Genomic DNA, 18,293 nt, shown 5'->3' on the forward strand with positions numbered 1-18,293 from the left:
CCCCCGGTGTTATTCCGGGGTAAACAACCCGGCCACGGGGGGGGGGGGGGCGGGGCCGCCCCCCGCCCCCCGGGTTGGCACCCCGGCCCCCGGGGCGGCGGCCCGGGGGGGGGGGGCGGCCGCCCCCCGCCCCCGTGTGCTCGGGTCTTACCGGTGCCAGTGGTAAGGGTTGTGGTGCCACCGGTTCCAGCCGTAGCCGCCGCCGTAGCCGGGGTAGTAGCCGATGGGTGCCGGCGCCGTGACGATCGGCGGGTAGTACGGCGTCGTCGAGTAGGTGTTGCACCAGGCCGGCGGCTGGTAGAACCCCGGCACGGTGACGCAGGGATCGATCTTGGCCGTGCTGGTCCGGTCCGCGTTGGCGGGCCCAGCGGACAGCATGGCGCCGGTGACCGCTGCCGCGAGGATCCCTGTTGCGGTGAGCTTCCTGAGCACTGATTTCCCCCTAAATCGTGACTCTCGGTGGCTGCGTGTTCACAGAACCACCGGAGCAAGAGGTATCCAGTTCTCGATCAGCGGACACCTGAGTTATCGATACGTGATCGACTCGTAACTCTTCGCGCCTGACATGTGGGTATCCACGGTGAATCCACTTGGCCGATCAGGGGCGGGCGGAGGAGTTTCGGTGCTGGTGCGGACGCCTCGCGTAGGCGATGGCGGCGGCCCGGTCGGTGACGCCGATCTTCGCGAAGATCCGGTTGATGTGGGTTTTGACCGTGGCGTTCCCGATGAACAGCCGGCCGGCGATCTCGCGGTTGGACAGGCCGGAGGCGATGAGCGTGAGGATCTCGCCCTCCCTCGCGGTGAGCCCGTCGGGCCACGGCCCGCGCGGCTCCTCCGTGCGCCGGCCCCTCAGCGCGGCGTCCAGCAGGGTGCGCTCGACGCCGGAGTCGAGGGTGACCTGGTTAGCGACCGCGGCGTGCAGGGCGCGGGCCATGTCGGCTCGCGAGGCGCTCTTGGTCAGGTAGCCGCGCGCGCCGGCCTGGAGGGCGGCGAACACCGAGTCGTCGTCGGCGAACGTGGTGAGGACGACCACGGCCACGTCAGGGTGCGTACGGGCCAGCCGTTCGATCGCCTCGAACCCGTCCATGCCGGGCATGCGCAGATCCATGAGGACGGCGTCGGGGGCCTCGCGCTCGACGGCCTCCAGCGCGGCGGCACCGTCGCCCGCCGCGCCGACGACGTCGAAGTCCGGCAGGGTGGAGAGCAACGCGACCAGGCCGTCGCGCACGCTGGTCTGGTCGTCCGCGACCACGATCCGTACGGGGGGCACGCTCATTCCGGCACCTCGGCGTGGACGGCCCAGCCGCCCGGCACCGGCCCGGCCACGAGCGACCCGCCGGCGAGGCGGAGCCGTTCGCGCATCCCGGCCAGGCCGTAACCGCCCGTCCCTGCGGGCGTCCCGGGCGCCTCCCGCGTCGCCCCGTCGACGACTGCCAGAGCGACCCGGTCCGGCTCGTAGCACAGGTGGACGCCCACGGGGCGGCCCGCCGCGTGCTTGCGGGCGTTGACCAGGGCCTCCTGCGCGGCGCGGAGCAGCGCGAGCCCGGCCGCCGCCGTCAGCGGGCGCGGCGCCCCCTCCACCTCGAGAGACGCCTCGCCGCCGTGCCTGCGGTAGGCGCCGACCATGACCTCCAGCGCGTCGAGCAGGGGCGGCGCGTCGCTCCGCAGGGCGTGGATGGCCTGGCGCGTCTCCTCCAGCCCCTCGGCGGCGAGGCGGTGGGCGTGCCGTACGCGGTCCAGCGCGCCGGCGACGTCCTCCTCGCCGGACAGCAGGGCGTCGGCGACCTCGAGCTGGATCGACAGGTCGGCGAGAGAGTGCGCGAGGATGTCGTGGATCTCGCGAGCGATCCTGGCCCGCTCGGCGAGCGCCGCGGCACGCTCCCGCTCGGCGCGGGTCTGCTGCTCCTGGGCCAGCAGGAGCCGGGCCTGGCGGTGCTGCGCGCGCCGCAGACCGCGGACGACACCCGTCAGCGTCGCGCCGCCGAACGCCGCCGCGTAGATCGCGACGTGGGCCCCGGCCGGCAGCCTGCCCAAGATCCCGTACGAGGGTCCGGTGAGGACCAGGCCGCCGAGCGCGAGCCCGGCCACGCCGGCGAGCGGCACGCTCAGTGCCGTACCGGCCTCCAGCGCCGCCCCCGCCTGGATGGCGACGACCCCGGCGAGGATGGCCGCGTCGCCGCCGCCCTCGATCATGGTGGCCAGCCCGCTCACGGCGGCGATGACCAGCATCGGCGCCAGCGCCGCCCAGCCTCTGGCCGGCGCCTCCGACCGCCACGGCCGTACGCACAGCCACACGATCCAGGCCGTCGCGGCGACCGCCAGGAGCACTTCGAGCAGGCCGAGGTGATGACGGGGACGGCCGAGCGCCACCAGGGCCAGGACCGCGAGGAGCTCGGCGAGCCGCAGGAGCCAGCCGAGCTGCGGCCAGCTCAGCCGCAGCCAGTCGGCCGGACGCTCCGGACCGAGGCTGATCTCCCCCGCCGGGCCCGCCGCTGTCACGCGACCAATGTACGGCGCGGGGGTCCACCCGTCGTCAGCCCGCCGGGTTGATCCGATCAACCCGGCGGTGGGACGCGCCCGTGGCCGGAGCGGGCCGACTCTTGAGCGTCGATCTCGCGTCTTCGGGAGTCCCTCACATGACCATCCCCCGCTCGCCCGGAACGGTGCTACGACGGCTGCGCTGGCCGGTGGTGATCGCCTGGGTGCTCGCCCTCGTGCTCCTGCACCCCCTCGCCGCCGACCTGGCGACGGTGACCGACGACACCACGTCGGCGTACCTGCCCTCCTCCGCGCCCTCGACCCGGGTCGCCGAGCTGCAAAAGCCCGTACGGTCCGACCGGAGCGCCACCGTGGCCGTGGTGTTCACCCGGCGCGGCGGCCTGACCTCCGGGGACCTGGCGACGATCGCCGCCGCGCGTACCTCCGTGGCCCGGCTCGCCGGCCCGGCCGGTCCCGCCGAGCGGTCCGCCGACGGGGAGGCCGCCGCCTTCCGGGCGACCGCCGCCGACGACTCCGTGGTGACCGCGATCCGCCGCGCGGTACGGTCGCCGGCGACCGGCCTCCGGGTCCTCGTCAGCGGTGAGGCGGCGGTGAACGCCGACAGCGGCGGCCAGAGCCAGACCACCTTGCTGCTCACCGCCGTGGTGATCGTGGCGCTCGTGCTCCTGGTCGTCTACCGCAGCGTGGTGCTGTGGGTGTTCCCCCTGTTCGGAGCGGCGAGCGCGATCATCATCGCGCAGGCCGCCGCGCACGGCCTGGCGAGCGCGGGCCTCACGGTGAGCTCGCTGTCGACCGGCATCCTCATCGTGCTCGTCTTCGGCGCGGCCAGCGACTACGCGCTGCTGCTCATCCACCGCTACCGGGAGGAACTCCGCCATCACGACACCACCGAGGACGCGATGGCCGCCGCCCTGCGCCGTACCCTGCCGACGCTCGCCGCCTCGGCCGCCACGGTCATCGGGGCCATGCTCGCCCTCCTCGCGGCGCGGTCGGCGTCCCTGCACGGCCTGGGCCCGGTCGGCGCCGTCGGCATCGTCTCGGCCCTGCTCGCCCAGACCACCCTCCTGCCGGCACTCCTGCTGATCGCCGGGCGCCGGGCGTTCTGGCCTCGTACGGGCCGGGCCGGCGGCGAGTCGTCCCGGCTGTGGTCGGCCGTCGGTGCCCGGACCGCCCGCCGCCCGGCGGTCGTCGCCGTCGCCTCCGTGGTCCTTCTCGGCGCCGCCGCCGTCGGCCTGGCAGCGCTGCACACCGACAATGATCCGCTGAACAACCTGGAGGGCCGCCCGGACTCGGTGACGGGCGCGCGGCTGATCTCCCAGCACTACGGAGCCGGCGCGATCGCCCCGCTGGTCCTGCTCACCCCGCCGGGCTCGGCGGCCGCCGCCGCCACCGCCGCCGTGCGGTCGACGCCGTCCGTGGCCCGGGTGTCGCCGGCCGCTCCGGTCCGGGGGTACGCCGCGTACTCGGTCACCCTGTCCGTCCCGCCGTTCGACGCCCGCGGGTACGCCGCGGTCGCCGGGCTGCGCGCGAGCCTGCGCCGCGTCGTGCCGGGCGCGCTGGTCGGCGGGGAGTCGGCCGTGGCGTACGACACGATGGCGGCGGCCCACCGGGACACTCTCGTGCTCATCCCGCTGGTGCTGCTGGTGATCCTCGTGGTCGTCGCCGCGCTGCTGCGGGCGGTCGTCGCGCCGCTGCTGCTGGTCGCCGCGACCGCCCTGAGCTTCGCCGCGTCGTTCGGCGTCTCCGTCCTGGTGTGGCGTCATGTCCTGGGCTTCTCCGGGGTGGAGGCGCAGCTTCCGCTGTACATCTTCGTCTTCCTCGTGGCGCTGGGCGTCGACTACAACATCTTCCTGAGCGCGAGGATCCGGGAGGAGACCGGGCGCCTGGGCACGCGGCAGGGCACGCTGTACGGCCTGAGCGTGACCGGCGGCGTCATCACGGCGGCGGGCGTCGTCCTCGCCGCCACGTTCGCCGCCCTGGCCCAGCAGGACCTCGTGACCTACACCGAGGTCGGGACGGCGATCGCCTTCGGCGTCCTGCTCGACACGCTCCTGGTCCGGACCGTGATGATCCCCGCCGCCCTGCTCACCCTCGGCGAACGCGCCTGGTGGCCCTCCATGGGGCGTGGATCCGTCAGGTCCCGTACTCGTCGGGCAGGCGCATCCCGGGGCCGCCGACGTTCAGGCCTCGCGGGACCGCGCGTCCCTTCGGTTCCTCCCACTCCTCCTGACGGCCGAGGGCGGTGAGGTCGAGGTAGGGGTAGCCGTTGTGGAACTCCTCGATGCCGCGGCCGTACGTGGAGTAGGTGTGGAAGACCTCATCGCCCACCTTCAGGAAAGCGCTGATCCCCGGCAGTTCCTCGCCGCGCATGCTCTCGGTCCAGGGACCCCCGGTCCACGGGGTCCCGGCCTCGGCGAGTTCGGCCTCGTCGCGGAAGTGCAGCAGCACCGGGGCGACCCGGTCGTCGAGGGTGGCGTGGAAGTCGTAGTTGAAGTCGCTGCCGTACGAGGAGTACCAGGGGAACGTCCACCCCATCCGCTCGCGGAACGCGGCGAGCTTCTCGTACGGCGCCCGCGAGACCGCGACGAGAGTCGTGTCGCGGACGTGCAGCTGCCGCAGCCCGCCGATCCCGTCGGCGGCGGATGAGCAGCTCGGGCAGCCGGCGTCCCAGTCCGGGCCGAACATGAAGTGGTGCATCACCAGTTGTGGCCGGCCCTCGAACAGGTCGCCCAGACCCACCGTCCCGTCCGGCCCTTCGAAGACGTACGGCTTGTCCATCCGGACCATCGGGAGGCGACGGCGGTCGGCGTTGACCCGGTCGCGGGCCCGGGTCAGTTCCTTCTCCCTGGCCAGCAGTTCCTTACGCGCGGCGAGCCATTCCTCGCGCGACACCACCTCGGGCAGATCCGCCATCGCCTACTCCTCCGGTCCCTTTTTGTAACGGGACCAACCGTAGGCGCCTGTTCAGCCCTTCGGTTCGGTGACCGTGGCCAGCGCGCGCTCCGGCTCCCAGTGGGCGCGCAGCGAGGTGATCAGGCCGTCGTCGTCGACGGTGTAGATGGACACGCAGTCGACGGTCATGGTGGTGCCGTCGTCGTCCAGCGTCGTGGTGATCGTCATGATGTTGGCGCAGCTGGGGCCGTTGGCGAACGAGTCGTTGACCTCGAAGCGGAAGCCCTTCGCGGTGTCGATGAAGGACTCCCAGAAGCGGCGGACCCCGTCGTGACCGCGGTGCCCCTTGCCCTCCGGGTCGAGCATCGAGGGGCCGACGGGGTCCTCGACCAGCACGTCGGAGGTGAAGAGAGCGATCCAGTCGTCCTTGCGGCCCTCGGCGACGGCGGCCATGGAGGCCTGCCCGGCGCGACGGGCTGGGTGGTCGGAGTCGGGGGCGTCCCACGTGACCGTCATGGCGAAACTGTAACCCGTTCTCGTTTAGCTGGAAACCTTCGTTATCACCGTCTCGGCGAAGCGCTCCAGCTTCTCGACCTTCTTGGCGAGCGGTTCCTTGTCGGGCCCCTTGATGTAGGGCCGCCGGAACCCGACGATGACGTCGGTGACGCCCTTGTCCTCAAGCCGCTTGACGCCGTCCGGGGCGTAGGCGTCGAACGAGATGACGTGCACCTCGAAGGGTTCTTTCTTGTCCTCCTGCTCGCGGAGTTCTCTCAGCTTGGTGAGCAGCGCGTCCAGCTCTTCGGGGTCGCCGCCGGCGTGCATCCACCCGTCGCCGCGTACGACGGACCGCCGCAGGGCCACGTCGCTGTGCCCGCCGACGAGGAGGGGGATCCTTTCGGGCGGCGCGGGCGTCATCTTCACCGCCGGGATGTCGAAGAACTCGCCGTGATACTCGAAGTACTCGCCCGTGCTGAGCCCTCGTACGATGTCGATGGCCTCGTCCATGCGCCTGCCGCGCCGTTCCCACGGGACGCCCATCACGGTGAAGTCCTCGGGCCAGGGGCTGAGCCCGACGCCGAGACCGAGCCGGCCGCCGTTCATCGCGGCGACGGACATCGCCTGCTTCGCCACCAGGACCGGGGGCCGGATGGCGAGCTTGAGCACGAACGGCGTGAACCTGATGCGCTCGGTCACCGCCCCCAGCGCCGCGATGAGCGTGAACGTCTCGATGAACGCCTTGTCCTCGAGGAACTCCCGGTCACCGTCGCCGGTGTAGGGGTAGGTGGAGTCCGACTCCTTGGGATAGATGAGCGAGTCCGCGACGGAGAAGCCGTCGTAACCTGCCGCCTCGGCCGCCTTGGCGAGCGGCGCGTAGTACGACGGGTCGGTCATGGCCTCGGCATAGGTGAACCTCATGGAACCGCTCCAGACGCTTTGGCGGACGGATTGGCCAATACTAGAACGCGTTCCAGTTGGATGGCAGGGCCATTGCCCGGTGGGCTAACCTGTGCGGCGATGACTACCGGGACGGCCTTGCGCCACACACGGATCGGTTACCCGGCGCTCCGCTGAGCGCCGGCGGCCCGGGTCTTCCCGATCGAAGGTCCGCTCGGGCTCCGCCTCCTGTCGTGTTGATCACAGCCTTCATCGACCACGACAGGAGAATCCATGCTGCAGATTCCTACGGCGGACGGCCAAGCCGACGCCTTCGCCGCCTTCCCCGACGGTGGCCGGCACCCGGGGGTACTGCTGTACTCCGACGCGTTCGGCGTACGGCCCGCGCTGGAGTCGATGGCCCGCGAACTGGCCGGACACGGGTACTACGTGCTGGTCCCCAACCTCTACTACCGGCATGGCCCGGCCCCGATCGTCGACCTTCCCGAGCACATCGGAGAGGAGATCCGGCCGACGGTCATCGGCCGGCTGATGCCGTTGGTCGAGGCCCACACCACCGAACGCGTCTTGCGCGACGCCGAGGCCTATCTCAGATTCCTCGCCGCCCAGCCGGAGGTCAGCGCCGGGCCGGTGGGGGTGACCGGCTACTGCGTAGGCGCCGCTTTGGCGATGCGCACCGCGACCTCCCACCCCCGCCGGGTGGCCGCGGTCGCCGGGTTCCATCCCGGCTTCCTGGTCACCGAGGAGCCCGACAGCCCGCATCGCCTCGTCTCCCGGCTCACCGCCGAAGTCCATCTTGGCCTCGCCGAAAACGACATGAAGCCGGAGGCCATCAGGGAGCTGAACGGAGCCTTGGACGCCGCCGGGGTCGGCTACAGGACGGAGATCTATCCCGGCACCGTCCACGGCTACACGATGTCCGACACCGACGCCTTCAACCCCACCGCCCTACAGCACCACTGGGACCGCCTGCTCGGCCTTCTCGACCGCGCCTTGGGGAACCGCGGCCGGCGACGCGTACCGTCCTCGTGAAGTTCACGCAGTGCCGGCAATCGATCTTTGTTTTGCATTCAAGGCGTTACGGCCTGATCGGCGGCCCCGCCGCACCGATCACCATCACCGGCGGAATGGCCGGAGGCGCGACCCTCCGGGGTCTTGGAGGACTCCTCTTCGGCACCGGGATGTACTTCGCCGAGTAAGCAACGACATCTTGTGGGAGACGTTCAGTTGAATGACTCACGCCGTCCGCCACGGCAAGACCGATCGTCCCCAGGACGGTTCCTGCTCGCGATACTCGTATCGCTGCTGTTCGCTTCGGGACTCGGGTTCCTCTCCGGAAAGCTCGGGCTCTCTCGCTTGGAGTCCATGCTCGTCGAGGCCGCGGTCATCGTCGTGATGGTGACGTTCCTTCTTCTGTACGCGGCGAAGCAGAACCTCTTTCGACGCAAGTAGGCGAACACCAAGGACCAGCGTGCCGCCGCCCGCGCACTGATCGGCGCGGCAGCGCGCCGGCCTGGCACGGGGGCCCCCGCACCGACGTCCGTGCAGCGAACCCGGGAATGACGAAAGCGGGGTCTCAGTGAGACTCCCGCTGCAGGTCAGACGTTTGCTGGGGTACCAGGACTCGAACCTAGACTAACTGAACCAGAATCCGCCCACGGCCGCGAATGCGACCGGTAGAGAGGGTGCCGCTAGCAGCGTCACTTGGCGACGGACCTGCGCCAACGCACGGGGCGAGCGCCCGCCCTTTGCCCGGCGATCTCCGGCTATAACCGGCTCTCGGCGGCCCTCTGTTCCCTATCCGTTCCCTTGCCGAAGAAGCATCAAGTCCAGTACCGCCACGCGACCGCGTAGGCCATCCGTAATAAGGACCGGCGAGTGGTCCGGTGCAACACCAGACCCGGCTCATCGCGGGCACCGGTCTGGACCCAGTCGCAATAAGGACCGACCGGTGGGTCCGGTGCAACGATGTGCCGGATCTTGTAGGTGACCTTGTCCGCGTCCCCGCAATGAGGACCAGCCGCTGAAGCCGGTGCAACCACGAGGACCCCTCTCTCTCGTGTGCAGATACGAGAGAGCCCGCAATGAGGACCGGCCGCTGCAGCTGACCCGCTCAGCACGGCGCGCAGCTCGTAGCGGACCCGCAATGAGGACCGGCCGCTCGGGCCGGTGCAATGTGCCGCCTCGTCCAGCAGCGCCTCGCGCGATGGGTACCCGCAATGAGGACCGGCCGCTCGGGCCGGTGCAACGGTATCCGGGTGGAGGGTTGCGTCGTTGAGGATCATCCCGCAATGAGGACCGGCCGCTGGGGCCGGTGCAACCCGACCCCGGAGCCGACCATAAACGCGATGTCCTCCCCGCAATGAGGACCGGCCGCTGGGGCCGGTGCAACGAAAGGCCACCGAATTCCTCCTTGAACTTCTCCTGAGCCCCGCAATGAGGACCGGCCGCTGGGGCCGGTGCAACAGCCTTCGGCGGGAACCGGCCCTCTGCCGCGGGCTTCCCGCAATGAGGACCGGCCGCTGGGGCCGGTGCAACGTAATGCCAGGTAAGAGCAGCAATATCAACATCACCCCCGCAATGAGGACCGGCCGCTGGGGCCGGTGCAACGGTTTGTGAACTGGCGGTTTCTTCTTGGGACTCGCGAGCCCAGGCCGAGCGGTGTCCGATTTGTTGCTCGATTGGCCGATTCGAGGTTAGGAGCCCTCCGGTGTTTTCGTGCGAACTTGGGGTTCCCAAGTGCGTGGCGGTGGTGTCCATCTCTCAAAAGACGATGGGAAGGGGGGCCAAGGCTCCGGCGCTTTTGGAGAGCGGCTGCCGCTCGGCGGCGACGGCGGTGAAGGCGCCAAGGGTCTGGAGTACTTCTCTGGGCACAGAGAGCGGCGAGTCTCGTCGTGGGCGCAGGGCCGGGTGTTCCAAGAATGCCTGGACACCGTCGAGGTCCAGCGGTTGGGTCCACAAGGGCCAGATCATCACCGAGCGACGATCGTACCGATGCCAGAGTGTGGCGGCTGCATAGGTCCCGTCGCCGGTCAGGCGGAGCAGCGGCAGTGCCTGGGTGGCCAGCCAGGTGGCGCCTGGTACGCCTGCTGTGACGGATTCACCGCGTGGATGGTGGCCCGCGTCTCGGATGACGCGGTGGTCGAGGTACTCCCCGGTGAAATAGTCGACGCGTCGCCATCCTTCCAGCGCTTCCCGCAGGAATTCCGGGTGCTGGCGGACGGCTTGTAGCGGCTTGAAAAAGAAGGTGCGGCAGTCCTGCTTGCCAGCTGGGGCACAGTAGGGGGTGAGCGCGGCGCGGCCGCTCCTGTCGACGCCCAAGTCAGTGATCAGCACGCGGAGCCAGCGGACCGCGTTCTCTCCCATCTCGGCAACCCGGGCGACGAGAGCGGGGTACTCCTCGCGCGGCACCCTCATCGGGTCGGACTCACTCGCCCCAGTTGCGCGGGCCGTGGCCGGATCCAGTTTCCGCAGCGGGAAGCGATCGTCCACGCCGACGATCGCGGTTTCGTCGCCCGCGCGGGCCACGACTGCGGCGAGGGCGTCGGCGATCGCACGGGTCGAGTCAAGGTCGCTGTACAGGAGGGCGCAGCCGGTGGTGTCGGAGAAGGACAGCCGGACCTCTGCGCCCCGTTCGACAGTGAGTACTGCGTGCAGACCGAGGGTGGCGAGGAAGCCGAGCGGATCACGGCCGTCCAGGGCGGGCAGTTCGACGGTAAAGGTCATGCGGTGTACTCCTCGTGCTCCTCTTCCCGCTCCGAGCACCACATGTCGGCGAGCCTCACGATCGTCTCCATAAGCGCGAGCCTCCAGCGGCCATGGGCCGCGCTTAGACGGACGAACCTCGCAGGAGACGTCCAGTCGACCGTCCGCTCCGTGCTGAGCACGATCTCGACACCGTCGATAGCTATCGTCACCTGCTGCGGATCAGGGTCATGGATCGGCGGCAGGAGCGGGCGGCCTCGGCCGTGGTGAGTGGCGACCAAGTGGACGATCAAATCGTCCGGTTCGCCGCTCATGGCCTGGGCGATCTGGGCAGACAGTGCCTCGTGCCGCATACCGTCGGAGTAGCCGGCCATGAGCCGCGCCTGGCGGAAGGCATCGCGGTCGGCCGAATCCATGCCGGACTTCGCGAGCAGAGGGCTGTCGTGGTGAGCGTGAAGCGGCCGTTGGTAGAGCATCGCTTGGAAGCGCGGGTCCTGCTTGCCGTTGTCGTGCCATTCGGCGGCCTTGGCCACGGCGGCGACGAGCGGCTCCGGCATGTGGAGGTTACGCGCGAACTCCGCCGCCCGTACGGCGACGGCACCCTGATGCGCGTGCAAACCGATGCGCTTTCGGGCACCGGTCGCCGATTCAAGAGCACCCTGGTCACCGCGATGCCCGCCTCCGCGCCCCGCGAGCGTGATCACGCTGTGGCCACGCATGTCCGGATAGGAGAGGAGGGTGCAGTCCTTGGCCAACAGGCTGAGGTTGTCAAGGAACGGGCGGTCCGGGTTCCCAATCGCCGAGAGAACGCTTCGGAAATCGGCCGGTGCGGGGATCTCCTCCGAGTCAGCCCCCATCGCGACGAACTCGGTGAGCGCCGGAACCAGGTCAGGGTAATAGTGGCCGACAGTGGTGAGCAGCTCGGGCCGTAGCCGGATGATCGGATGGTCACGACGCCCCGCCAGGTCCGCTACATCCAGCACGGCCTTCACAGACGCCGGATTCCAGCCGTACTCGTCACAGCCGCCGACCTCGGACCGTACGACGATCGTGTCTCCCGGTTCGATCTCCGCCGGACTGAGCGGAACCACTGGCCGACCGCCTCCGGCATAGCGCGCGGCGATCCGGCCGCCAGCGTCCAGCCGGTCCTCTTGGTCGGGCTGGCCCTCAAGGTCGGATACCGCTGTCTCTTCGTGCCCGGCCAGCCAGCGGCGTACGGCCGTCAGCGGTACTTCCAATACCTCTTCCCGATCGGGCGGGACCGCCTGGAGCGCGTCCGTCCATTCATCCGGGTTCTCGGGTAGGCCGGCACGCCACACGATCGCGACATCGGGCCGTCCGTGGCCAAGGCCATGCAGGTACGGGGCGACGGGCGGATCGGGGCATGGTGGCGGAGACGTCCGGGTCCACGCGTCGAGGACGTCGGCCGCAAGCACCGGGATGTAGGGCCTCGGCGGGCGCATCGCTTGCTCCTGCTGCGAGGAGAGGCCCTCCTGCAGGTGGCGGAGTGCCAGCGGGGACGCGGGCAGACCGGACCCGAGCGCCTCGGTGCCCGGGTTCGCCTCGTGGTCGATGGGTTCGGCCATGCCGCTGAGCCAGGACCACGTGGCCAGGCGGGCCGGGCCGTACACCGGGTCGTCGTCTCCGCAGCTTGGGTCATGGACGATCAGCGCGTGGCTGATCGCCAACTCGCCGAAACGGTTCAGCCTGCCGAGCCGCTGGATGAGCGCCGACAGCGCGGCCGACTCGGTCACCAGGGCGTCGAAGTCGATGTTCGCGCCGACCTCAATGGTCTGTGTTGCCACGACGATCAGCGGTCGTCCCGGCTCACGGCGACGTCCGGCGCGGATGCGCTCGTACCAGGTCTGCAGAAGATGGTCACGGTCGATGAGCCGTACCCGACCGGTGAGAAGCATTCGGTCCACACCATCAAAGGTGATCTGGTCGAACACGGCCCGCGCGCGGGCGACCGTGTTGCAGATGACGCCGATCACATGTCCCGAGTCGGCGGATCCGGTCAGCGCCTTGGCCCAGGCCGCCATCGTCTCGGGTACGACGGTCAGGGCCTTTTTGCCGGTGGCGGGAGGGCACAGCAGGTGCATACGGCGCTGGGCCCGGAGGCGCTGGCCCGCCACATCGTCGTCTTCGTCTGCGCGGCCGATCCGGTGGATCACGGCATTCGGATCTACTGATGAGGTTGCGGACATGGTCATCAAGGTGGGCCCGCGTCCCGTGGGTTCGAGGTCGCGGATCGCCCGGACGGTGGCGTGGAACGGCTGGGCGAGGTGCGCCTCGTCGATGACGATCAGACTGTCGGTGCCCACCAGCGCGGCATCGATCGGGCGGAGGTACTCCCCCACTCCGTACCCGCGGAACAGAAGCCGGCTGCCCACCTGGTCGACGGTTCCGACGACCACGGCGAACCGGTCGGGGCGGTCCAGCCACCGCCACGACCACGTGACGCCGCCGCGCATCCGGTTCACCTGCAACGGTGTGTCGTCACCAGGTTGGGTGAGCGCTTCGGCGACGCGCGCGCTTACCGGACCGAAAGGGAATCGCAGTCCGTCGGCGAGCGTGCTGGCGTGCTCGTACGCCTCGTCGACGATGAGGCGTCGGTCGACGACGAAGAACAGACGCCGCCGTGCCAGGTCCGGCCGGGCAGCCGCGACGAACACAGCCACGTCGATCACCGAGGTCTTGCCCAGACCGGTCGGGACGTCGAGCACATCCGGCCACCGGCCCTCGGTCAGGACACTCTCCACGAGTGCCCGCTGCCAGGGGAACGGACGCCGGTCGTAAACCTCCCGGAGAAAGGCGGTGAAGTCCTCGACGGTGAGAACGCTCATCGTCCCTCCCCCGTCGGCACAAGGAGTCCCAGGCCGAAGTACCTCATCGACCCGACCAGAACAGGGCCGGCGATGCGTTCGCCAAAGGTGATCCGGGCATGCACCATCGGCCTACGCGGACGGCCCGCAGGAAGCGTGTCGGTACGAGGCCGGTGCGGCGCGCCCTCGATCATCGGGGCCGGGGAGAATGTGACCTCCTCCGGCTCTGGATAACCGGCGCGTACGACGGAGCCGAAGACCTCCTTCACGGCCGCGTCCTCGTCACGCGAACGTTTGAGGAACCGGTCCAGCATCAGCGGTGTCGCGGTGACCCAGGTACGAGAACCACCCCGGTCCGCTGCCGTCCACCGCTCCGGCGAAAGCCCCCATGCGCTGGGGACCGACATGGGGGGTTCCAGCTCAAGGACCTGGTCACGGCGGAGCGTCAATCGCTCCAGCGGAGCATCGACGATCGCCTGCCACAGCCGTCCGTACGCATCGCCGTCCAGGTCGGTCGGTACGGCCACCGCCACGCCGAGAATCCGTCCATCCGCGTGCCTGTGCCCCACGTGCGGAAGCGCCAGATAAGCGAGATGCCGCTTGTCATCTGCCCCATGCCCTGAGATCTGGGCGGGTAGGTCGATGCCGATGCGCGCCATGACGGCCTCGCGCAGCCGCGCCGTCACGGTCAGCAGGGAACCGCCGGCCACCTTCACCGTCCCGCGAGCAGCCCCGAAGATCAGCATCTCGCCGAACGGTGACACCTTCGGCATAGGCCCGGCAGGTGCCTCCGGAGTGGCGTACGGGATAGTCCGTGCGACCTCCCACGAACGGCGCCCGTCCTGGTAAGCGTCTCGTAGCCGCTCGGTGTAGCCGTCGTACGGCACACGCAACGAAGCGGCCGACGGCGCGCCAAGACGCGTCGGTACGAGACGTCCCCATTCCTTCCGGAGCTCGGCCGGCTCCGTACCGACGACGAGCGTCACCGGTGAGGTCGTACGCCCCAGGTAGGGGACCCTCCGCGCCAACCTGGACAGGGCTCGCACGATGTCCGGCCCCGGTGAGGCGTCCGGCCAGACGACGGCGAACTCCGGGTCCGCAGGCTCGGCGCTGAAGCGGGTGCGCATGACACTGGTACGCCCGAGGTGTTGCTGGCTGCCGCCCTTGCCGTTCGTCTTGTTGGTGACGACGTAGCTGTCGCGCCGAACCGAGGTGTACTCACCTGCCGCCCATACTTCCGGCGACCCGGCTCGCTCCAACCAACCCAGTGCCTGCCAGTCGCCCTCATCGGCCGCGGAGGCCACCAGAGCACAGAACAGCCGCGCCGGATGCGGTGGCCACTCGGCGGCGTCCGGCCGCCCTCCGCCCGCGTCATACCGGCCGTCCCGCAGTCGTACCAGAATCGACAGCGGCATCGTTCAGCCCTCGTCCGTCGCCTTGGTCACCGCGAACTCGATCGCTTTAGCGAGACTCGGATGTGGCTCCAACTGGATCGTGTCGGCGGCCATGGCCAACCCTTCGGTGGCGGTCCGATCCCGCAATTCGTGGAAGACCTGGATCGCCTCGGCCGCTGACAGTGAGAACTCCTCCGTCTCGCCACCGTCCCGCTCGAACGCGAGCGTCTCCGACACTCGGAGCAGGTCACAGCCTGATCGCAGCCATGCGGAGGGACGGTCGAAGGCGAGCCGATCACCGGCGAGAGCGAGGGCGAGCAACGTCGCCCGCGCTAGTCGCGCCGTTTCGGAGGAGACATCGCCGAATCGGAGCCTCTCCAAACCACCGAGCGAGATCCACGCGTCTCGGCGTGCCTGACTGATGGAGACTCCACCGGGCGTCTCAGTGTTAGCGAGGATCTGTCCATGGCCGATCTCGCTGAGCTTCTTGCCCTTGGCCTTCTCCCCTTCTGCGTAGAAGGTCCAGTCAGCCTCCGCCCTCGTCTTGTCGTCGATACTTCCTTGGAGATTGAGCGGATCCTTACGCATGCTCCGCCGCTCCCCCTCCAACGGATCCAGACCGAACATCGCCGAGGTGTAGAACCGGGCGAACCTCGGCCACCGTCCTTTTCGGTGGGAGTCCCACGCGCCGAAGATCAGCGAACCGGGGTCTCGCTCGAACAGAGGACGGACGTCCTCCGGGCTCACCTCGCGCAGGCGCTTGCCGGGGTCGCTCTTGTCGAACCGGACACCGTCCAGGAGACTGTCGCGGAGGTAGGCGTCCGCGTACCGGTGTGGGAACTCCAGCGACGTCAACCGGACGGCGCCACGGCTGGTCTTCGCCTGCAGTTCGAACAGGGGGAGTTCGATCCGGCCCTTGTCCCGTGCGGCCAGTAACGCCTCTTCGATGCGGTTCGCCTGAGAGGGCACTTGGTCGAGCACCACCGTCTTCCGGGTCTCCCCTTCGACGCGCCGAGGTTCTAACAGATACGGACGCGCACCGGGAAAGGTCGGCGGCATCACCTTCTCGTCCGCTGCCGCTCGGTAGACGCCACGAACTGAGATACCCGCATCGGTCCGGTCATCATCGACTGCCTCCAGCAGCCGATCCAAGAACACCTGATCCATGCAATCGCCTCCGCTAAGTGATCGACGTCACGTGACGGAGACCTTACGACCCGGCACTGACAGTTCGCAGAAGGTCACGGGAATCACACGCATCACGGGACAAGACCCCTCAGAGACCGAGCCAGCACTCATCTCCACCTATGTAAGCGTTCGGAGCCGAGGAGCCCAGAACCTATCGCGTCGCCTGTCCGATCGGGACATCAGCGAATAACGGCCACAAGGCGGACCTCGCCGAACTCCGACTTCGCGCCCTGCCGCAACGAGGACCCACCGGTGAGGGCCGGCGTCCCCCGCGCTTCACGCCCGCGATGTAGGCGCGGGGCGGCGGTCCCGCAATGAAGGCCGGCCGGTCTGGGCCGGTGTCACTCTCGTCGTCGTAGTCGGTAAACACACGCGCGGGTACCCGCAATGAGGGCCGGGCCGGTGACAGCCGGCGTCATGTTCGTCCCGTCGGTGGCCCGCCTTCAGGATCTGTCCCGCACTGATGACCGGCCGGTGAAGGCTGGTGTCACTACTGCGTCTCAGCTACGCCCCCGACGGATCCCAGGACCCGCAATGAGGACCGGCCGATGAGGGCCGGTTTCACCACCGCCGATCCGACGTCCGGTGAGGTGCAGATCGACCCGCAATGGGGACCGGCCAGCGAGGGCCGGTGTCACTGACGCTGAGAGAGCGGGTTGCCGTGCGCCCCGGAGGCCCCACAATGAGGACCGGCCTATGAGGGCCGGTTTCACCAGTGGGCGCTGGACCCCGCGCTGTGGTGGATCGTCTGCCCGCAATGAGGACCGGCCAGTGAGGGCCGGTGTCACCCGCTCGAGGCGAGCGGACTCGAAGCGGACTCGACGCTGCCGCAATGAGGACCGGCCGGTGAGGGCCGGTGGCACGAACGTGCGGGCAGGGATCAGGCACGGGTTGCCGGTGCCGCAATGAGGACCGGCCGGTGAGGGCCGGTGTCACCGAGCGGTGTATCCGAGGTCGCGGGCCTTGCCATTCCGGCCGCAATGAGGACCGGCCGGTGACACGGTTCATGACCTGGCATTTTGCCTTACCTACTTCCTCGCCGCCGAAATCTATGTCCGATTTGCAGCCGAAACCGCCTATTCCGGGTTAGGAACCTCCCGGGCTGACGTGCGAATTTAGGGTTCCGAAGTTTGACGTAAGAGATCCACTCAACGAGGCGCAGCCTCGTTCGCGGGCCGGGTCCGTGCACGCCGGCCCGCGTGTCTCACCCCCTTACTGCGCCAACGCATCGGCAATGCGGCGCTTCGTCGCGTCCTCTTGGCCGACCATGCACTTCGCATACGTCCGGAGGAGAACCTCAAGGCTGTGGCCCGCCCACTCTGCTACTTGCCTCGGTGGGACGCCTGCGTTGAGCATGGTGGAAAGGCACGTATGGCGGAGGTCGTACGGTCGCTTGGCGAGGGGCGAAGCCAATTCCTTGTCGGATAGCACCTTCTCTCGCGCTCTCCCCCAAACCTTGCGGATCGTTTCGCCGGGGACGGCGTCTGACTTCACTCCACGGAACACGCGCCCGTCCTTCCCCAGACCGAAATCGTCCAGATGCGCGCGGAAGTGCCGTACCTGGACGGGTGGCACGGGGATCGGGCCGCGTGTCTCTCCTTCGGCTCGGTGCTTGGGCATCCGTCGCGTGTCTCTGCGGGCGCTGTCGTCGGTCCAGTCTCTGGCGACCTCTGGGGCTACCGGGCCCACGTACAGTTCTCCCCAGTCCTCTTCCTCCACTGGGTCCTCGAACTGCTTCGTCTCCTCGTTCCAGATGCGCGCCGGCAGGATCAGGTTGTGCTCGTGGACCTCGACTGCCTCCTCAGGGCGTAGGCCGCAGTAGAGCATCGTCCCGTAGAGCGCCACGAGCTGCGGGCCGCTTGGCTCCTGCTTTCTCACCGCCTTGAGAAGCGCTCTCCCCTGGGACGGATTGACGACTGAGCGGCGGTCGACCTCAACCGCGGTCTTGATATTGATCCACTTCAGCCCTGTGAGTGGATTCTCCGCGATGGCTTTGCGGACCACCGCGTACTCAAGAGCATTGTGCAGGATGCCGCGGTACTTCTTGGTGGTCACGGCGGCCATCCGCTTTCCATCGCGTCGGGTGGTCATCGTGTCGAGGACCGTCCGCAGGAGCTCACCGTCGGCGAGGACCTCCACGTTCTTGGTGTTGCGCGACACCCAGTTGAGCACCTCGGCGACATCGGGCGGCGCGTCTTCCCGTTGCTTGGTGTTGAACCCCCACCTGCATAGCGCCCTGCGGACAGCCTTGTCGGAGGGCTTGCCGCGTGACCCGTCCCGGGTTTGTTGGAGGCTCGATCAGAAGGGAAGATCGAGCACATGGCAGCGAAGTCCCCCTACTCTCCGGAGCTGCGCCGGCGTGCGGTGCGCATGGTCGGTGAGGTCCGCCCCCAGT

14 protein-coding genes and 1 CRISPR repeat array are annotated in these 18,293 nt (G+C 69.1%); of the genes, 3 read left to right on the top strand and 11 right to left on the bottom strand.

All coding sequences use genetic code 11. From position 1 onward, the window contains the following. Nucleotides 1-147: 147 nt before the first annotated feature. From QWU11_RS46525 to QWU11_RS46535, 3 genes are all read right to left on the bottom strand, one after another. Complete coding sequence (locus QWU11_RS46525; RefSeq protein WP_290121033.1) at nucleotides 148-432, bottom strand: hypothetical protein; 285 nt, start codon at nucleotides 430-432, stop codon at nucleotides 148-150. Nucleotides 433-598: 166 nt separating this feature from the next. Next, entirely contained in the window at nucleotides 599-1,276 is a 678-nt protein-coding gene (locus QWU11_RS46530) for a response regulator transcription factor (RefSeq protein WP_290121034.1), read from the bottom strand. Further along, nucleotides 1,273-2,499: a sensor histidine kinase gene (locus tag QWU11_RS46535; protein ID WP_290121035.1), complete on the bottom strand. Its 1,227-nt coding sequence runs from the start codon at nucleotides 2,497-2,499 to the stop codon at nucleotides 1,273-1,275. Before QWU11_RS46535 ends, QWU11_RS46530 begins: the two co-directional genes overlap by 4 nt. A gap of 137 nt (nucleotides 2,500-2,636) precedes the next feature. Here QWU11_RS46535 and QWU11_RS46540 point away from each other — a divergent pair, with 137 nt between their 5' ends. Beyond that, entirely contained in the window at nucleotides 2,637-4,745 is a 2,109-nt protein-coding gene (locus QWU11_RS46540; protein WP_290121036.1) for an MMPL family transporter, read from the top strand. Here the strand turns inward: QWU11_RS46540 and QWU11_RS46545 are convergent. From QWU11_RS46545 to QWU11_RS46555, 3 genes are read right to left on the bottom strand one after another with little or no spacing between them, the layout of a single operon-like run. Then, nucleotides 4,633-5,412 carry a DUF899 domain-containing protein gene (locus QWU11_RS46545; protein ID WP_290121037.1) on the bottom strand — a complete coding sequence of 260 codons (780 nt, stop codon included), beginning with the start codon at nucleotides 5,410-5,412 and terminating at the stop codon, nucleotides 4,633-4,635. The genes QWU11_RS46540 and QWU11_RS46545 overlap by 113 nt on opposite strands. A 51-nt stretch (nucleotides 5,413-5,463) precedes the next feature. Next, nucleotides 5,464-5,907 (bottom strand): nuclear transport factor 2 family protein, encoded by a 444-nt coding sequence (locus QWU11_RS46550; protein WP_290121038.1) that lies wholly within the window; start codon nucleotides 5,905-5,907, stop codon nucleotides 5,464-5,466. Nucleotides 5,908-5,931: 24 nt separating this feature from the next. Continuing rightward, entirely contained in the window at nucleotides 5,932-6,807 is an 876-nt protein-coding gene (locus QWU11_RS46555) for a TIGR03619 family F420-dependent LLM class oxidoreductase (protein WP_354670962.1), read from the bottom strand. A gap of 252 nt (nucleotides 6,808-7,059) precedes the next feature. Here QWU11_RS46555 and QWU11_RS46560 point away from each other — a divergent pair, with 252 nt between their 5' ends. Beyond that, nucleotides 7,060-7,818, top strand: coding sequence for a dienelactone hydrolase family protein (locus QWU11_RS46560; protein WP_290121039.1), 759 nt, complete (start codon nucleotides 7,060-7,062; stop codon nucleotides 7,816-7,818). After that, nucleotides 7,815-7,985, top strand: coding sequence for a hypothetical protein (locus QWU11_RS46565; RefSeq protein WP_290121040.1), 171 nt, complete (start codon nucleotides 7,815-7,817; stop codon nucleotides 7,983-7,985). Before QWU11_RS46560 ends, QWU11_RS46565 begins: the two co-directional genes overlap by 4 nt. Nucleotides 7,986-8,643: 658 nt before the next feature. Continuing rightward, a CRISPR array of direct repeats spans nucleotides 8,644-9,396; the repeat unit is 36 nt; unit sequence CCCGCAATGAGGACCGGCCGCTGGGGCCGGTGCAAC. A gap of 153 nt (nucleotides 9,397-9,549) precedes the next feature. Here QWU11_RS46565 and QWU11_RS46570 read toward each other — a convergent pair. From QWU11_RS46570 to QWU11_RS46590, 5 genes are all read right to left on the bottom strand, one after another. After that, entirely contained in the window at nucleotides 9,550-10,512 is a 963-nt protein-coding gene (locus QWU11_RS46570; RefSeq protein ID WP_290121041.1) for a hypothetical protein, read from the bottom strand. Continuing rightward, nucleotides 10,509-13,337 (bottom strand): type I-U CRISPR-associated helicase/endonuclease Cas3, encoded by a 2,829-nt coding sequence (cas3u, locus tag QWU11_RS46575; RefSeq protein WP_290121042.1) that lies wholly within the window; start codon nucleotides 13,335-13,337, stop codon nucleotides 10,509-10,511. The genes QWU11_RS46570 and cas3u overlap by 4 nt, the downstream gene beginning before the upstream one ends. Continuing rightward, complete coding sequence (gene csb2, locus QWU11_RS46580; protein ID WP_290121043.1) at nucleotides 13,334-14,731, bottom strand: type I-U CRISPR-associated protein Csb2; 1,398 nt, start codon at nucleotides 14,729-14,731, stop codon at nucleotides 13,334-13,336. Before csb2 ends, cas3u begins: the two co-directional genes overlap by 4 nt. 3 nt (nucleotides 14,732-14,734) lie before the next feature. Then, the gene (cas7u, locus tag QWU11_RS46585) at nucleotides 14,735-15,877 is read right to left on the bottom strand and encodes a type I-U CRISPR-associated RAMP protein Csb1/Cas7u (RefSeq protein WP_290121044.1); all 1,143 of its coding nucleotides are present in this window, start codon (nucleotides 15,875-15,877) and stop codon (nucleotides 14,735-14,737) included. Nucleotides 15,878-17,110: 1,233 nt separating this feature from the next. Continuing rightward, nucleotides 17,111-18,058, bottom strand: a complete 948-nt coding sequence (locus QWU11_RS46590) for a tyrosine-type recombinase/integrase (protein WP_290121045.1) — start codon at nucleotides 18,056-18,058, stop codon at nucleotides 17,111-17,113. Nucleotides 18,059-18,293: the final 235 nt, after the last annotated feature.

Origin of the sequence: Actinomadura sp. DC4, assembly GCF_030406325.1 — a bacterium.
In the GTDB taxonomy this organism is placed as follows: domain Bacteria; phylum Actinomycetota; class Actinomycetes; order Streptosporangiales; family Streptosporangiaceae; genus Actinoallomurus.